Origin of the sequence: Methanosarcina sp. (assembly GCF_049706645.1) — an archaeon.
Classification (GTDB): domain Archaea; phylum Halobacteriota; class Methanosarcinia; order Methanosarcinales; family Methanosarcinaceae; genus Methanosarcina.
Genome location: NZ_JBNAKP010000038.1, coordinates 1 through 14752, shown reverse-complemented (window position 1 = coordinate 14752; position 14752 = coordinate 1). Strand labels below are relative to the sequence as shown.

10 protein-coding genes, 1 tRNA gene and 1 pseudogene are annotated in these 14752 nt (G+C 42.1%); 5 read left to right on the top strand and 7 right to left on the bottom strand.

Translation table 11 applies throughout. The annotated features are described in order from the left end of the window. The first annotated feature begins 178 nt into the window (after positions 1-178). Entirely contained in the window at positions 179-442 is a 264-nt protein-coding gene (locus ACPK8D_RS13220) for a DUF2795 domain-containing protein (RefSeq protein WP_424718329.1), read from the top strand. Positions 443-1420: 978 nt separating this feature from the next. On the opposite strand, the gene ACPK8D_RS13215 is transcribed toward ACPK8D_RS13220, so the two are convergent. From ACPK8D_RS13215 to ACPK8D_RS13195, 5 genes are all read right to left on the bottom strand, one after another. Beyond that, a complete protein-coding gene (locus ACPK8D_RS13215) occupies positions 1421-2962 on the bottom strand; it encodes an MBL fold metallo-hydrolase (RefSeq protein ID WP_424718328.1) in 1542 nt (513 codons plus the stop codon). A 133-nt stretch (positions 2963-3095) separates the two neighbouring features. Beyond that, a complete protein-coding gene (locus ACPK8D_RS13210; protein ID WP_424718327.1) occupies positions 3096-3623 on the bottom strand; it encodes a GIY-YIG nuclease family protein in 528 nt (175 codons plus the stop codon). 58 nt (positions 3624-3681) lie between these two features. After that, entirely contained in the window at positions 3682-4650 is a 969-nt protein-coding gene (locus ACPK8D_RS13205) for an ADP-ribosylglycohydrolase family protein (protein ID WP_424718326.1), read from the bottom strand. Between the two features lie 206 nt (positions 4651-4856). Then, positions 4857-4931 (bottom strand) — tRNA-Glu (locus tag ACPK8D_RS13200). A 216-nt stretch (positions 4932-5147) separates the two neighbouring features. Further along, positions 5148-6389, bottom strand: coding sequence for a proteasome-activating nucleotidase (locus tag ACPK8D_RS13195; RefSeq protein ID WP_424718325.1), 1242 nt, complete (start codon positions 6387-6389; stop codon positions 5148-5150). Between the two features lie 991 nt (positions 6390-7380). On the opposite strand from ACPK8D_RS13195, the gene ACPK8D_RS13190 reads away from it, so the two are divergent. The 4 genes from ACPK8D_RS13190 (at position 7381) to ACPK8D_RS13175 (ending at position 9838) form a co-directional block, all read left to right on the top strand. After that, the gene (locus ACPK8D_RS13190) at positions 7381-7626 is read left to right on the top strand and encodes a TIGR00304 family membrane protein (RefSeq protein ID WP_424718324.1); all 246 of its coding nucleotides are present in this window, start codon (positions 7381-7383) and stop codon (positions 7624-7626) included. 62 nt (positions 7627-7688) lie between these two features. Further along, positions 7689-7988, top strand: coding sequence for a TIGR00304 family membrane protein (locus ACPK8D_RS13185; RefSeq protein WP_424718323.1), 300 nt, complete (start codon positions 7689-7691; stop codon positions 7986-7988). Positions 7989-8227: 239 nt separating this feature from the next. Next, on the top strand, positions 8228-9502 hold the full coding sequence (locus ACPK8D_RS13180; RefSeq protein WP_424718322.1) for an adenylosuccinate synthase: 1275 nt from the start codon (positions 8228-8230) through the stop codon (positions 9500-9502). Between the two features lie 96 nt (positions 9503-9598). After that, the gene (locus ACPK8D_RS13175; RefSeq protein WP_424718321.1) at positions 9599-9838 is read left to right on the top strand and encodes a hypothetical protein; all 240 of its coding nucleotides are present in this window, start codon (positions 9599-9601) and stop codon (positions 9836-9838) included. Positions 9839-10135: 297 nt separating this feature from the next. On the opposite strand, the gene ACPK8D_RS13170 is transcribed toward ACPK8D_RS13175, so the two are convergent. Both ACPK8D_RS13170 and ACPK8D_RS13165 read right to left on the bottom strand, forming a co-directional pair. Then, a complete protein-coding gene (locus tag ACPK8D_RS13170; RefSeq protein ID WP_424718320.1) occupies positions 10136-12973 on the bottom strand; it encodes a PocR ligand-binding domain-containing protein in 2838 nt (945 codons plus the stop codon). 1158 nt (positions 12974-14131) lie between these two features. Continuing rightward, positions 14132-14752: pseudogene (locus ACPK8D_RS13165) on the bottom strand (glycosidase); the annotation flags it as partial.

The window sequence follows — 14752 nt, the reverse complement described above, 5'->3', positions numbered from 1 at the left end:
ATAAGGGAGATTTCAGTAACAGGCAACCTGACTTCAAATTATATAATTAAGTACTTATTTATATGATTAATATAATTGCTTAAATTGGGGGTAAATCCATAAAACATGGGGAAGGTGAAAAGGTATGAGGGCAAGTTCCAGTACAATGCAGGAAATCTTTAGAAACATGCAATTTCCAATGAGAAAAGAGCAAATTATAGAGCACGCCAGAAGACAAAATGCCTCTAATGACATAATTGAAGATCTGCAAATGCTTCCTGATAGGGAATACGAATCAGCCGATTCTGTTATGAGAGCGATGGAAACAGCCAGTCAGCAAGCTGGTGTGGGTGGAGGAGGAAAAAGCCAGGGTTTCGGTGGAACCGGTACTGGCGGGTCAGGCGGAGGCGGCCCTTCAACAGGAGGGAGCAGCCAGGGTTTCGGAGGGAGAGGAGGAAAGTAAACCAACTCTTCCAGAATGGTCAATGCCAGTATTCTTGAATATTTTATAAGATTTGGATTATAAAAAGATCGGATTTACCCCCGATCGATGATATCGATATGGTTACAACTGATATTGCAACTCATAAAAATGAAAATGACTCCTGAACAGAAATTTATGGTAGAGCCTATCCCAAAACCAATTTTATCGTCAGATCCGTAAAATTTCAAAACTATTTTCAGGGTCAGAAGCTACATTTATCATTCAAATTCTAAAATTAGGAGAAGTAATTTTGAGTTTTTGGGTCAGCTCATTAAAAAGTTGATTAATCCGTTTTGGTGTAATCATAATTATGTATTTTATAAATTACTAACCTGAAATTTTTTGGTTTTATAGTCGATTTTTCTCTTGTGCAAGAAGCAATTTACCTTTTCCCATCGTTATCTACTTATACCTTTTATCACAGTTATATAGTTGATCCATAGGTTCAGTCCCCGATGTATGAAGAAGACGTACAAAGGAGGGATGTAACTCAACTAAGTAGCAACTTAATTAAAAATAATTTAACTAAGTAATGACTTAAATGAGTAGTAACTTACTAAGTACAGAACTAAATTACATAAAATGGGACTAAGTCCTATGGATCACTAAAAGATTCTAAAAGCCTTTTTCTACATAGATTTTTGATAATATGGGAATTAGACGGCATCTATTATTTGATAAATGTGTTTTAAACTTGGAGCCTATCCCAAAATTAATATTGAGCTGATCTCAAAACTCGAAATAATTCCTTTGAATCGCGAAGATAGGATAGTCAATCGAGATTCCGATTCTGGAAATATTTTTGAAATTCTTGTTGATGGGGAAGTAAAATTGGTTTTGGGATGAGCTCGTACTATAAGTTTTGAGTTCTTAGATTTTTAAATTCTCTTGATTTTAGGTTCTCTCGATTTTTTGATTATCTCGATCCTCTTTTTATCTAAATTTTCACAAATTTTCTTAGGAAACAGGGATGCATTTTTGCCCTGCAATATACCTCTCCGACCCTACGTATTCGACAAGTTTTCCGTCTTCCATTACGGATATTGATCCATGCCCGCAGCAGATCAGGCACTTCCTGTTTCTTCCGGCAAGCTTTTTATCAAGCTCGGAAATGAGAGAAAGGAGGGCCTTTCGTTCTTCTCGTGCAAGCCTGCTGTCAACATTTACCGATGTCATAAGATAATCAGCCAGAACATTATATTCCGTTCTATCAGAACTCAGGCTTTTGAAATTGATTACTGCGTCTTCAGGAAAAAGCAGCCCCTCCTCAGGGCACAGGTAGAAGACTTCTCCATGCATATGCCCACCCATACCTGCAAGGGCTTCAAACGCCAGATCACCTATCCGGAATCGAGCAATAATCGGGAATGCACCCCGTTTTTCGATTGTTTCGCCTGAGAGTGAGACTTCAGGAAAGAGAACTATATTTGCAGGTGGGGTAAACCTGGAAAACAGGTTAATTATCTTCGTATAAACCTCTTCCAGAATACAACCCTGGTTGCTGGACCCATAAGCTCTGCTGGTTTCTCGCGTGATCAGAAAAGTCTCGCGATTAAGATAGGAGGGCGCAGGAAAACAACCGGCAGCCCCACAGTGGTCGGCATCGGCATGAGTAATGTAAATTTTCTTGAGCCGGCTTAGATCCCCAAGCCCGTAATGCTGGAGCAGATTCACGATGTCCTGGAAATAAATTCCATATCCGGTGTCAATCATGACCCTTTCGGAAGGGGTATCAAAGAGATAGATGTTTCCCCCACAGGGAGGTTGAAAACAGAAAAGTTCAATATCGTCCTTTATTCTGATTCTCTGTATGTCGGCATAAAAGTTGTCTCCTGACGTCCGGTTAAGACAATCCCCGACTTTCAGGATATTCTCAAAAACTTCAATAGGATCTTTCCGAAGGTTTGAGAGTTCCTGCGCAATATGATTAATGTCATGCAGGAATCTCATCAAAAAAGCATCTTCGGCACTCCCGAGAATCGACCTGAGCTTCTGCGCCAGCCGAAGGTAAAATACCGTATCATCAAGTTTCTCCCCTGTTGTATCGTACTCAAGAATCTCGAGCCTGTACCCGGATTTGAGCTGGTTCAGGAGGGCATCGATCATACCCGGGTTTTCAATATTAAGACCTACAACAAGCCTTTCAGGATGCTGACCCCGGTCATCAAAATCAAGGAGAGTAATGTTCGCTTCCGACGAGGTGATATAATTGAGCAGGTCAAATAAAGCGCCAGGACAGTTCGGTAGATAAATATGGAATTTCAGGAAAGCTACAGGCTGAAGGGAAGTCTGTAGATAACCTATTTTTTTCAGTTCTTCACGGATCTTTTCATAAGCCTGCGGAACAGCAGTCACTTCAAAAAAAACGGTATGCATGTCTATCCTGCGGTCGTACTGAATTCTGTTAATATTTCCTTCATACCGCGTGATGATTTCGGCTGCCCTGTGCAATGCCCCAGGTCGGTCAGGCATGCAGGCAATAAAAGAAAACTGTTCCATTGGACATCCCCTGATAAAAAACCCTATTTTTGATAACTTAGATAAAATCCTGTTTTACCTTAAGCTTTCCTGTCAGTAATAGAGAAGAATTGAAAAGAAGAGTTGAGGCTTAAAATTGAGGTTTAATGGAGATTTAAAGTTCAAGGACAAGGGCAGAAAGTCCCAGAGCTTCAAAAGTTTCAATGACCTCTAAAAGAGGGCTTTTATTTCTATAAAAAAGATGAGAACTGCATGCACAGTCCGTGCACCCGAAGCCGGACACCGAATCCCCTCCGATCCTGCTGGCAAGTGTACATTCAAGTCGGTCAGAGGTAAAGGCATAAACCGCTGAAACCAGTCTGAAAGCAGGATTCAGGTGAAGATAATCTACGTGCCATCTTGGATTCCGGTCGCGATTCCTGGAAAGGTTGATGTGCCTCTTTACCCTTTTCAGGCCCCCTGACCCCAGAGCCGATCCCACGTATATATGAAACCCTGCGTCAAAAGAGAACTCACCCTTTTTACCAACCTCAAACTTGCAGGCCCGGTTTTCGAATATCAAACAGTAGACACCTTTTCCGGAAAAAAGGTCTTTTTCTGAATAACTGCTTTTCTCAGAGTAAACATTCTTCTTTAAATAATCAATCTTCTCGGAATAAACCTTTTTTTCGGAAAAGTCCATTTTAAAACCTCAATTTAATTTCAAAACCTGAATGAAATTTCAAGATCTCAATCTAATTTCAAGACCTCAATTTATTCCCTGAGACCTGAAAATACTTTTCAAGCAGAGGCCCGACTATTGCCTCCAGTTTTTCTTTCTCCCTAAGTGCTTCAACCCAGGAAACAGGTATGGCTTCAATTCCCAGCCTGGCTCCAAGAATGCCTCCTGCCACACTCCCAACCGAATCCGAGTCCCCGGTAATGTTCACTGCTGTCTGTACTGCTTTTCTGTAGTCATTTGGATAACGTAAGATACAGAAATACGCAAGGGCAAAAGTCTCATCTGCATACCAGCCATATCCGAGTTTCTTTAGAGCGGCCTCGTCGTCTATACCAGAATAAGCTGTTTCGTAAGAGTCTTTCAAGGCATTCGTGAATTCCTGAGAAATCCCTTCAGTTATATCAAGCAAAGATTCATACATCTCCTCTGGTTCCAGACCGTCAAGAGCCAGTTTCACGGCGTATGCTCCTGCAACCGATGCAGCATCCGAAACAGGATGTGAGTGAGTAATTCTGCCTGAAAGCAGGGCAGCTTGAACCAGTTTTTCAGGGTTATTCCGATAAACGAAACCAATAATCCCAACCCGCATAAGGCTTCCACATGTTTTGGATATGATTCCCGATTTGTCCCAGTGAATTTTATCTCTTAGCCTCAGGGCTGCCCCTCTGGAAGTCGCTCCAGCTCCCAGATCAGGTTCATCCAACCAGAGAACGAACTCTTGAGCTATATGACCCATAAGTTCTGGAATTTCAAGTTCTGCTCCTCGCAGCAAGGCTCTTGCAATAACAAGCATCAACTGGGTATCATCAGTCCAGGGAGAATCGGGCGGGAGTTCAAGAATCCCCTGCTCTCCGTATTTCTCTTTAATTTTCTCAAGGGTCAGGTGTTCTACCGGGCGGCCGAGAGCATCGGCGCAGGCGGTGCCGTAAAGGTAGCCGCGAAGTTTTTTTTCGATATCCGGCATATCCGGCAGGTTCTCTGTACTCATGATTCCAATCCCGTTTCTTTTGGTTCCGACTTATAACCATTAAACGCGTATCAAAGAAAAACCATCGTATCGAAGAAGATCAAGTAGTCGTGGAAAAAAATCGTGGAAAAATTATTAAAGTTGATCTGAGAGAGTTAATAAATTGAGTAAAAAGGAATTTGTCTAAAAAGAAAATTCTGTACAAAAAAGGTTGTAAAAAAGAAAAATGCTCCGATGGGGATTTGAACCCCAGTCGCAGGAGTGAGAGTCCTGAATGATTGGCCGAGCTACACTATCGGAGCAGCTTGTTATCCTGTTATTATGCTTTGCCTCACAGGCAGCATATCTTCAAGTAATTTATAAAATATAAACCTTTCGTTTGACATTTCAAAAAAGAAGGAACTGCCGGTAGGTTTTGTCCTATCCGGCGTGCTTGAGGAGAACTTTACAGAAAAGTTTTCCTTAAATTTGAAGAGTAATTCGATTTTGACTTCTCAAGCTTGGGCTACCACGGCCGATTATACAAACATAGCCTGGGGAATTGTGGGTTCCTCGGTGTTTACAACCTTTTCATGTGCTTTCAGGAAGTCTGCCATGGTAATCTGTTTACCGCGCCTGCGCAGCACGAAAATTCCGGCTTCCTTGACAATAACGCTGATTTCTGCCCCGCTCATGCCTGTCATGACTTTTGCGAGTTTCTCGAAGTCCACATCATCTGCAAGGTTCATCTTGCGGGTGTGAATCTTAAGGATTTCGACCCTGCCCCTATCATCAGGAAGCGGGACTTCGATAGACCGGTCAAACCTGCCAGGCCTGAGGAGAGCAGGGTCAAGCAGGTCAATCCGGTTGGTTGCTGCAACGACTTTTACATTGCCTTTAGGATCAAAACCGTCCATCTCCGCAAGGAGCTGAAGCATTGTCCTGTTGACTTCGGCCGAGCCGCTTGTTCCGTCATAGGTCCTCATGCTGCCAACCGCGTCGATCTCATCTATGAAGAGAATGCTTGGGGACTTGTCCCGGGCAAGCTGGAAAATGTCTTTGACAAGCCTTGAGCCTTCACCTACGAATTTCTGGACCAGGTCAGAGCCTGACATTCGGATGAAGGTTGCTTTTGCCTGAGAAGCTATAGCCTTTGCGATAAGGGTCTTGCCCGTGCCAGGGGCCCCGTGAAGCAGGACACCTGAAGGAGGTTCGATTCCGAGGTCCTCGAAAAGTTCGGGTTCGGTAAGCGGCAATTCGACGCTTTCCCGGACTTCCTGGAGTACTTCGTCCAGCCCGCCAATCATGCTGTAGTCCACTCCAGGCGAGTTAATGAGTTCCATAACCTGAGCCCGAACATCGGCGGCCCTGCTGACTATGGAGATAATTGAGTATGCCCCATTTACTGCAACTCTCATGCCGGGTTCAATCTTTCCGATGCACTCTTCAGGAATCTGGGTAAGCACTTCCTGGTTGTTCCCGTGCTGCCTTATAAGCGCAATTTCCCCGTTTACCTCAAGAATAGTTGCAATAAAGAGAGGAGGCTCGGTAAGCTGTTCCAGGTGAGCTTTCAATTTGTTGATTTCCTGAAGATGCCTGCCTGTTGCTACACTCGCTTCAAGGAGCCGGGCCTTCATATTCTCATTCTGGACTCTCATGATTTCTATTTCGGTTAAGAGAGACTTCACATCTTCAGCATTGATCTTCCCGCACTCGAGTTGGAACTCTACCCTTGTTTTGATATCTTCCAGAGAAGATCTTATTGCACTGTCTTCTGACATTTGAAAACACCTTTTTTATCGTGTGAAATTGAGTTTATATATGGTTTAAAGATCAGTTTACTCAGGAATTATTGGTTTGTGAAAATTGATTTGAAGGCAAACTGGCTTTCGGATTTATCAATCAGATCCGTAACCAGATCATTAGCCACAGCCAGTTAACCGGTCAAGTTTTAAGCGTTATTTTCCGGAGAGGTTGTCCGCCTATTAGTAGATATCAGGATTATTACATTCTGTCTCGGCTTTTGCAAGAAGTAAAGCCTGAGAAACGGGAAAACAGGGAAGAATCCTTTTTCATAAATCCCCCGTTATAGTATGACTCACATATATCAAAGGTTAAAATGACATTTAAAAGGTACTCTTACCTTTTCAAAGTATATCTTAAGATGTCCGGAATTAATATACATACATAAATATAAAAAGGATATATATAAGTTCCTGCGACACCTGCAGCCTGTTTAATATCCCGACTAAGGATCTATTCAGTTTTTCAATTAAATTGCTTTCGGACACTCACTTGAGATTTGTCGATTTTTGACTTCCGCTCAGTTCTCATATTTTCTTTTTTCTATATTATACATGCTGTTGCATTCCCCAGATGCCAGCAAATTTCCCGCTAGAAGCCAGGCATAATGTCTGGAAAAAGATGCCGGCTTTTAACTTAGCTCTTTAATTCAGCTTAATTCAGCTAAATTAAGCTTAATTCCATTTTTTTAATTCACTTTTTAATTCATCCATCTTACTTAGCTTTAACCTTGACCGGGAGGGATAAAAGAATATAAGCCTTTCCCCTGCTTGAGAGGAGTTTCCTGCCGGAAAAAGGTATCCTCTTAATACCAATAAAAAGCAATCGTCAACTTTTATTCCTCTGTAACCAGGCGTCAGGTACTTTATATAAAAATTATCAGATTAAATCGAAAAACGAATAGAACAAGCTACATACTTAAAAAATTTAAAAGATAGATTTAATAATAAAAGGACTATATCATTCCACATGCGTGCATCGCAAGATTTTCTAAGAGTAGGCGCAACAGTCACATTTGTTGGCTTCATTATATTATTATTAGGTATAGTCCTTACCATTCTACAGCATCCTGCAAGCAGCCAGATGGGCGGATTGATCATGATCGGTCCAATCCCGATAGCGTTTGGCTCCTCTCCTGAAATAACAACAAATATGCTGGGGCTTGGATTAATAGTATCAATTCTCTATCTATTCCTGTGGAAAACGAAACGTTGATTGATGGAAGTATGCTTTTTTCGATTGGAATTTTCACAATACTCATCGGATTTTTACTAATTATGATCGGCATAGCTCTAAGCCTGTACCAGGAATCCAGATCAACCCAGGTTCACTCAAACAGAACAGATGCATTCGAAAGAGAAACCCGTATTGAAACCACTCCGGATTCTGAGATCCCATTCCGTGAAAACCCCCCTGCAACAGAGGCAAAATCCGAAATCAAAGCAGGAGGAGTAATCATGCTCGGCCCGATCCCGATAATCTTCGGAAGCGACAAAGAAAGTGCCAAAACCGCCGCAATCCTCGCAATAATACTCATGCTCCTTAGCCTGCTGATTCTAAGAGTCTCCTTCTTCTAAACCTCACTGCCATTTTCCTTCCCGAAGCGGAACTCAGGAAACGAAGCTTAGTGCTTTACATAGAAATTATCCCGCTTGAGCTAACGACGTGAGCGAAACGGCCCCGTGCTCCCGACGCGGAATTCGGGTAAATCAGCCCTCTTGAGCGAAGCGAAGCGGAGCGAAAAGGGCGCGTACTCCCGAGGCGCAATTCGGGCGAAACAAAAAGTTATTAATGGTTAAGCCCGAATCAGGGCTTTATGTTTACGATAATCACAGGCGCGCAGTTCGGTGATGAGGGAAAAGGCAAAATTGTTGACCTTCTTGCAAAAGATTACGACATTGTTGCCCGTTTCCAGGGAGGGAACAACGCGGGCCATACGGTCAGGGTAGGAGACGAGGTTTACAAACTGCACCTGATCCCTTCAGGTATTCTGCTTGATGCCAGAGTTCTGATCGGGCCTGGGGTTGTCCTGAATCCTGAGGTTCTGGCCGAAGAAATCACAATGTTCGAGAAGCACGGCGTAAAGGTAGATGCCGGAAAGCTTGGCGTAGATGCGAAGACAAGCATAATTATGCCCTACCATATAGAAATGGACGGGCTAAGGGAAGCGTCCAGGGAAAAGAAAATAGGAACCACAAAGCGCGGAATCGGCTATGCTTACATCGATAAGGTAGCAAGAGACGAATTCCGAATGGCTGAGCTCGTGGACCGTAAACGCTTTCTTGCAAGACTTGAGGAACTTGCTCCCCAGAAAGAAAAGGAAATAGCAGTGATGGGAGGAGATCCGAAAATCGTAAGAGACCCTGAGCTAATAGAGAGATATCTTGAGCTGGGCAGGCAGTTTGCCACTTATATAACAGACGTTTCCAGGGAAATCAATAAGGCTCTTGACGAAGAAAAACATGTGATGGCTGAAGCTGCCCAGGGTACTCATCTTGATGTTATACACGGAACCCAGAAATTCGTAACTTCTTCTTCTACAATCGCAGGCTCTGCCTGTGCCAACCTCGGAGTTGGCCCTACAAGAGTAAATAATGTAATTGCCATAGTAAAATCTTATATCACAAGGGTAGGCGAGGGCCCGCTTCCTACAGAGCTTACAGGAGAACTGGGGGAAAGATTACAGAGAGCCGGAGGAGAATTCGGGACAACCACAGGCAGGAGCAGAAGATGCGGGTGGTTCGACCTGCCTCTGCTGAAGAAAGCCATTGCTCTTAACGGATATACCGAGATTTCCCTGACCAAACTCGATGTACTCACAGGCCTTGACCCCATCCGGATCTGCACCGGCTATACATACAGGGGAGAAAACCTTGAATATCCTCCCGAACTTACAGAGGAGCTTGCCGAATGCGCGCCTTTGTACGAAGATCTTCCTGGCTGGGAAACTGACCTTACCGAAGTGAAAGCCTTTGAGGAACTTCCGGAAAACGCCAGAAACTATGTCGAAAGGCTGGAAGAACTCATGAAAGTACCCATTAACTATATTTCTGTGGGTCCGGGCAGGGCACAAACCTTTAGAAAAGAGTAATTCTATTAGGAGACTTGCCAAGCCAGTTGCCTAAAATGTATATATTAACTGTGGTGGATATGTAATAATACACATATCCAATTATATTTATAAGCTTTGAATAAGGCTTTTTCTTTCTTCTTCCTGTTCTTTCTTCTTCCTGTTCTTTCTTCTTATATGTTCAGTAATAGGTTCCTAAAAAAGACCTATGATATTGGTCGTGAAATTGGTAAGAATGTAGAAAATAAAGAAATAAACTCCAGTGAAATTGATGTTGAGGTATACAACGGATATACTGCACGGGAAAAAGTGGGATGGGGAAACGTGGGTAAAGCGCCTGAGGGATATAGGACCTGATTTTGAAAGGATACTTGCCACTTTTAAGCTTAGTACCGTAAATTTTTCAACTTTCATAAAAACATGAACTCAATAAACTAAATTGAATTTCGAGCTTCTCTTAGAGCCTGTGATTGTATTATAGTTGGCCTTCCGGTATTCCTTAAAATAGATCCTTTAATATGCGAGAATTGCCAAGCCAGGTCAAAGGCGCCAGGTTCAGAGCCTATTCTTATAGAGCTCGTACTTTCGAATCGCACTCTTCGCACCGAAATTTTTTATCCATTTTCTTGTGATTTTAAACCGACTTGAGCGAGATTATCTTTTTTCTGTTACTGTGAACCTTATGGTGAATTCCGTCCCATTATTCCTTTTCAGTTCAAGTTCGCCATCCAGCTGATCTACAAGGGAAGTTACCAGCTGCATGCCAAGACTATCAAGTTCTTCAATATCAAAATTTTCAGGAATGCCCACACCGTTGTCGGAAATGTTCAGAGTAAAGCTGGTACTGGTACTCTCGTAGCCTTCTCTTTCAAGTTCTGTGGTTTCTTCCCTGTGAAGTTTGATTTGAATTTCTCCTCTGTCTCTGCCTGTAAATGCATGTTTGAGGGAGTTCGAAACAAGTTCATTAATTATTATCCCCAGAGGGACAGCAGTATCCATATCAAATAAAAGGTTATCTTCCAGATCCATGTTTAAGCTGATATCGGTATTTCCCAGCCTGTAGGTCTGGAAAAGGGTATCAGTGAGTTCTTCAATGTACGGAGAAAAGTTCAGTGTTTCAAACTCTCCACCTTTGTACAGCTCTTCATGGATAAGAGCCATAGATATCACTCTATCCTGGCTTTCTCTAAAGGCTTCGAGAACTTCCGAATCCCTGATATCTTCTCGTTTTCTGAACTGTTCAGCCTGAAGATCCAGCAGAGATGAAATTACCTGAAGGTTATTCTTGATCCTGTGATGGATTTCCTTTTTACGGGCAGTCTCTATATTAGTAAGAGTTTCTTCTGCTTTTCTGCGCTCAGTAATATCCTGAACTATTCCTCTCATTCGAGTAGGTGCATTGTTCTCATCAAAAAGAACTCCGCCTTCAGAATAGATTATACGTTCTTCTCCGTCAGGTAAGATTATTCTATAATCAATATAATATGGCTTTCCGTTTAATGCTTCGTTAATAGCATTATTTACATAATCCAGGTCATCTGGATGTATACAATCTAAAAATGTGTTGTGGTTTAGCTCAAATTGTGAGTCCAGCCCAAAAATATGATATAGTTCATCAGACCAGTATTCCTCATTAGTTGCAATGTTCCAGTCCCAATTTCCAATGTGAGCTATTTTTTGAGAGTCTGCAAGACGTTCTTCACTTTCTTTTAACGAAGTATAAGCTTCTTGAAGTTCGGCTGTACGTTCTTTAACTTTTTCTTCTAAAGTATCATGTGCTTTCTTAAGAGCTTCCTCGGCCCGCTTTCTCTCGGTGATATCACGTGCAACAGCAAAGACACCAATAACCTTACCATTCTCGTCTCTATAAACTGAAGCATTGTACAAAACAGGAGTTATGTGTCCAACCTTATGTCGAATCTCTAGAGAATAATCCCGAACCTCACCACGCATGAAGGCCTGCTGATAGCCTGTACGGGCTTTCTCAGGGTCGGTAAAATAATCTGAAAAATCAGTTCCGATCAACTCATTTCTTGAATATCCTGTAACCTGTTCTGTAGCATAATTTGTATCGGTAATCTTACCATCACGCCCAATAGTTACCAGAGGATCCAGACTTGCTTCAATCAGGCTCCGATTATAAAGATTTGATAATCTGAGAGCTTCTTCTGCTTTTTTTCGCTCTGTGATGTCTATGAATGCAGAAACGGATCCGCGTAGGTTTCCCTGCTCGTCACGCAAGGGTCTTGCATTGCCCAATACACTTCGTATTTCGCCATCAGCAGATACAATATCCAGCTCGCAGTCGTTTATCTCTATGCCTGTAGCCGACAACTGCGACGGCATATCTGCAGGTTGGAGCTCGATTCCGTCCTTGAATAACTTAAACATCTCTGGCTTCTCTCCCTCAGGAGCGGACTTGGAAAAGTTTGTACCTACAGGAATTCGTAGCCATTCGTAGGAGAGCCTGTTACCAGTTATCTGCAGCGCCTGAGGGTCATGTGCTATATAAACGGAGACAGGAACGGCATCCAATACTACTGCCAGTTCATTAGAGCGAGCTCGCTCACTTTTCTCGCTCTCTTGCAGTGCATCTACAACCGCATCATGTTCAGCCAGTGATTGAGATAGCTTAATATTGCTGTAGCTTAGTTGTGAGATCATATTAGCAAAGGTCATGAAGAAGGCCATGCTCGTATCTACAGCTTTCCTGCTAAGTCGAGGAACTTTTTCAAGCGCCTTTATATATTCTTCCTCATTGAAACCATATTGTCTGGCTTGAGATCGGAAAAGCTCATAGTCCAGAGTCTCGTCCTCAAAAAAGAACTGTCCTGAGAAGATATTGCCGACATGCTGCCCTTCTACAATAATTGGAGTTACCACGTCCCACATATTGTTCTTGCACTTGTACAGCTTATATCCTCCAGGATTAACGCCCGAAGATAGCTCGGTATCGCTTTCTACGCAGTGCTTGCAGGTTTCGGGATGAATCCTGTGGAATCGCGTGCATATATCCTGCCAGCCGACGGCTACCAGAACATTGCCTTTGAGATCAACTAAGGCCATGGGGATATGAGCAAGCGTATAAAAATCACTCATAAGGGACTGGACCGCTTTAACATCAATAATATTAGCAAGTTCCAGGCTCGCCGTTTCTTGAGTATCAATTTCCCGAAGTTTTCCCTCAGGCTTTTTACGGTCACTTATGTCAAATCCGTAAATGTTTACGCATTCTTGTTCAGGCAAGAGGTGAAAAACAATAAAATATACTTTTTTGCCCATATTAACTTCTATTTTTTCAATACTTTTCCGGGAAATTGCCCTCTGAACAAAAATTTCGAGATTTAGAGGCAGTTTTTCTCCGATTCTCACTCCCCAATCGTACAATAGGGGTTTTCCCGCCTCATTTGAGTAAAGAATAACTCCATCCTTCGCAACACTGAGCACAGGATTCGAGTTTATTGCCGGAAATTGATCCATTTTAGCTGTCATTATCCCCTTAGTCTCCCTCTCTTAGGCAACAAAATGCCTAACTATCAATAATTATTTACGAATCATTGTAACTGTTGTACTACTCTTTATTTCTTCTTATATATAGTAAAAGCTTATTGATGTAAGGAAGTAATTTTTTAACTTAAAAATGAATCAATTGTACCATCGCTTGATTTGTATTATTATTTTTGGCCTCCCTTCTTTTATATTGCTTAATAATTCATAACCCAAATAAAATATTTTTGAGTTTATAAAACATGCTATTGACATATTATATACTCGTTTTTGATTCATAAAAATATAGTAAATTCCGTAACTGATATTTAGATAATTCTTAAAAACAAATTAAAGCTTTTAAATAGTGAAACTTTTATCAAAATTGGAGAGTTATTAGTCACAGATTTGGAAATTTAGTAATTCATCACAGAGCAGTATTTTTCCATTTTTCCTGTCCCTGTAATATATCCCAGTGTTTCCGGTCTCTGCTCCGGCAGAAAAATATTTTTTATTAAACTTTATTGATTAAGTAACAAAGAATATCAGTAATCTAGCCAATTCTGAGACATTTTCATGAAAGGCTATGTTGGAGCAAAAATAGCACCAGGGAGGCTGTAAGTGCAGGTGTAGGTGCTAATCCCACAGGTGTTAAAGTTGGTGATATCAAAATACGATTCTGAGGGACTTCCTGGTTCAATTTTTAAACTCTATTGGTGGACGCTCTCAGGGGCTCCTCTCCATTGCTTCGGCACCCCTCAGTTGCGATAGCCCTATGGATAAGTTGCAGAAACGAAAATAATAACCCGGGGATGAAAACCCATCCCCGTATTCAGCGTAGATAACGCGAATAATTTCGATGACTAAAGAGAGTCTTAGGCGTAGGGATCCCGCAGCGCCTTGTTGACGCCGGAGGTCTTACGCTCCTCGACCGTCTTCCGGTTCTTGTCGATCTTCTCCTTCGAGAGCTTCCTGACGAGCTACTCACATCTAATTTAGTTTTTATCTATTTTTGGGTCTTCATCTATTATTCTGTTGATGTTATTTCCCGATGCTTTAATACTATTTACCAACCTTTTGTTCCATACTTCAGTGAACTAGATGATCTAATTCGGTCCGTGAAAATGCAATCATACTTAATACTGCAAACCAATAATGAAAACATTAACCACGTACTGGAGTTTCATTTTTGATTTTTATTTTAATGTCACCCTTTTTTGCATCACTTGAAAGCCCACTGTTTTCTTCAAACCATCTACAGTACTCTTCGGGGCATTGAGTTTCTGGGCATCCATGTATATACTCCAGGACATCACTCATTTTTGCAGTAGCTAATGACACAGAAGTATCCGCGCTTCCGTAATAAATACGGATTTCATCGCCATCTAAGACCCATCCACAAGGGAAAACAACATCATTAACATCGCCAGTGCGTTCATACATTTCACGCGGCCCAAAAACCCATCCTTCTGACCTGTGGAGCACTTTTCTGGGATCTTCAAGATCAAGAAGAGCCAGCCCAAGTCTGTAACTTGCTTTAGAAGTTGTCTGGCGTACCCCGTGATACATAATTAGCCATCCATCAGGTGTACGTAGTGGCTGCGGGGATAATCCGATTTTTCGGGCGTCCCACCATCCGCCTTCCCGAGCATATAGAAGAACTTCGTGTTCTCCCCAGTATTTCATATCCGGAGAAAAGGATATCCAGATATTTGCCTTCGCACCCGCCATACCAGATACAGGCCTGTGTACCATTGCCCACCTGCCATTAAATCTTACAGGAAA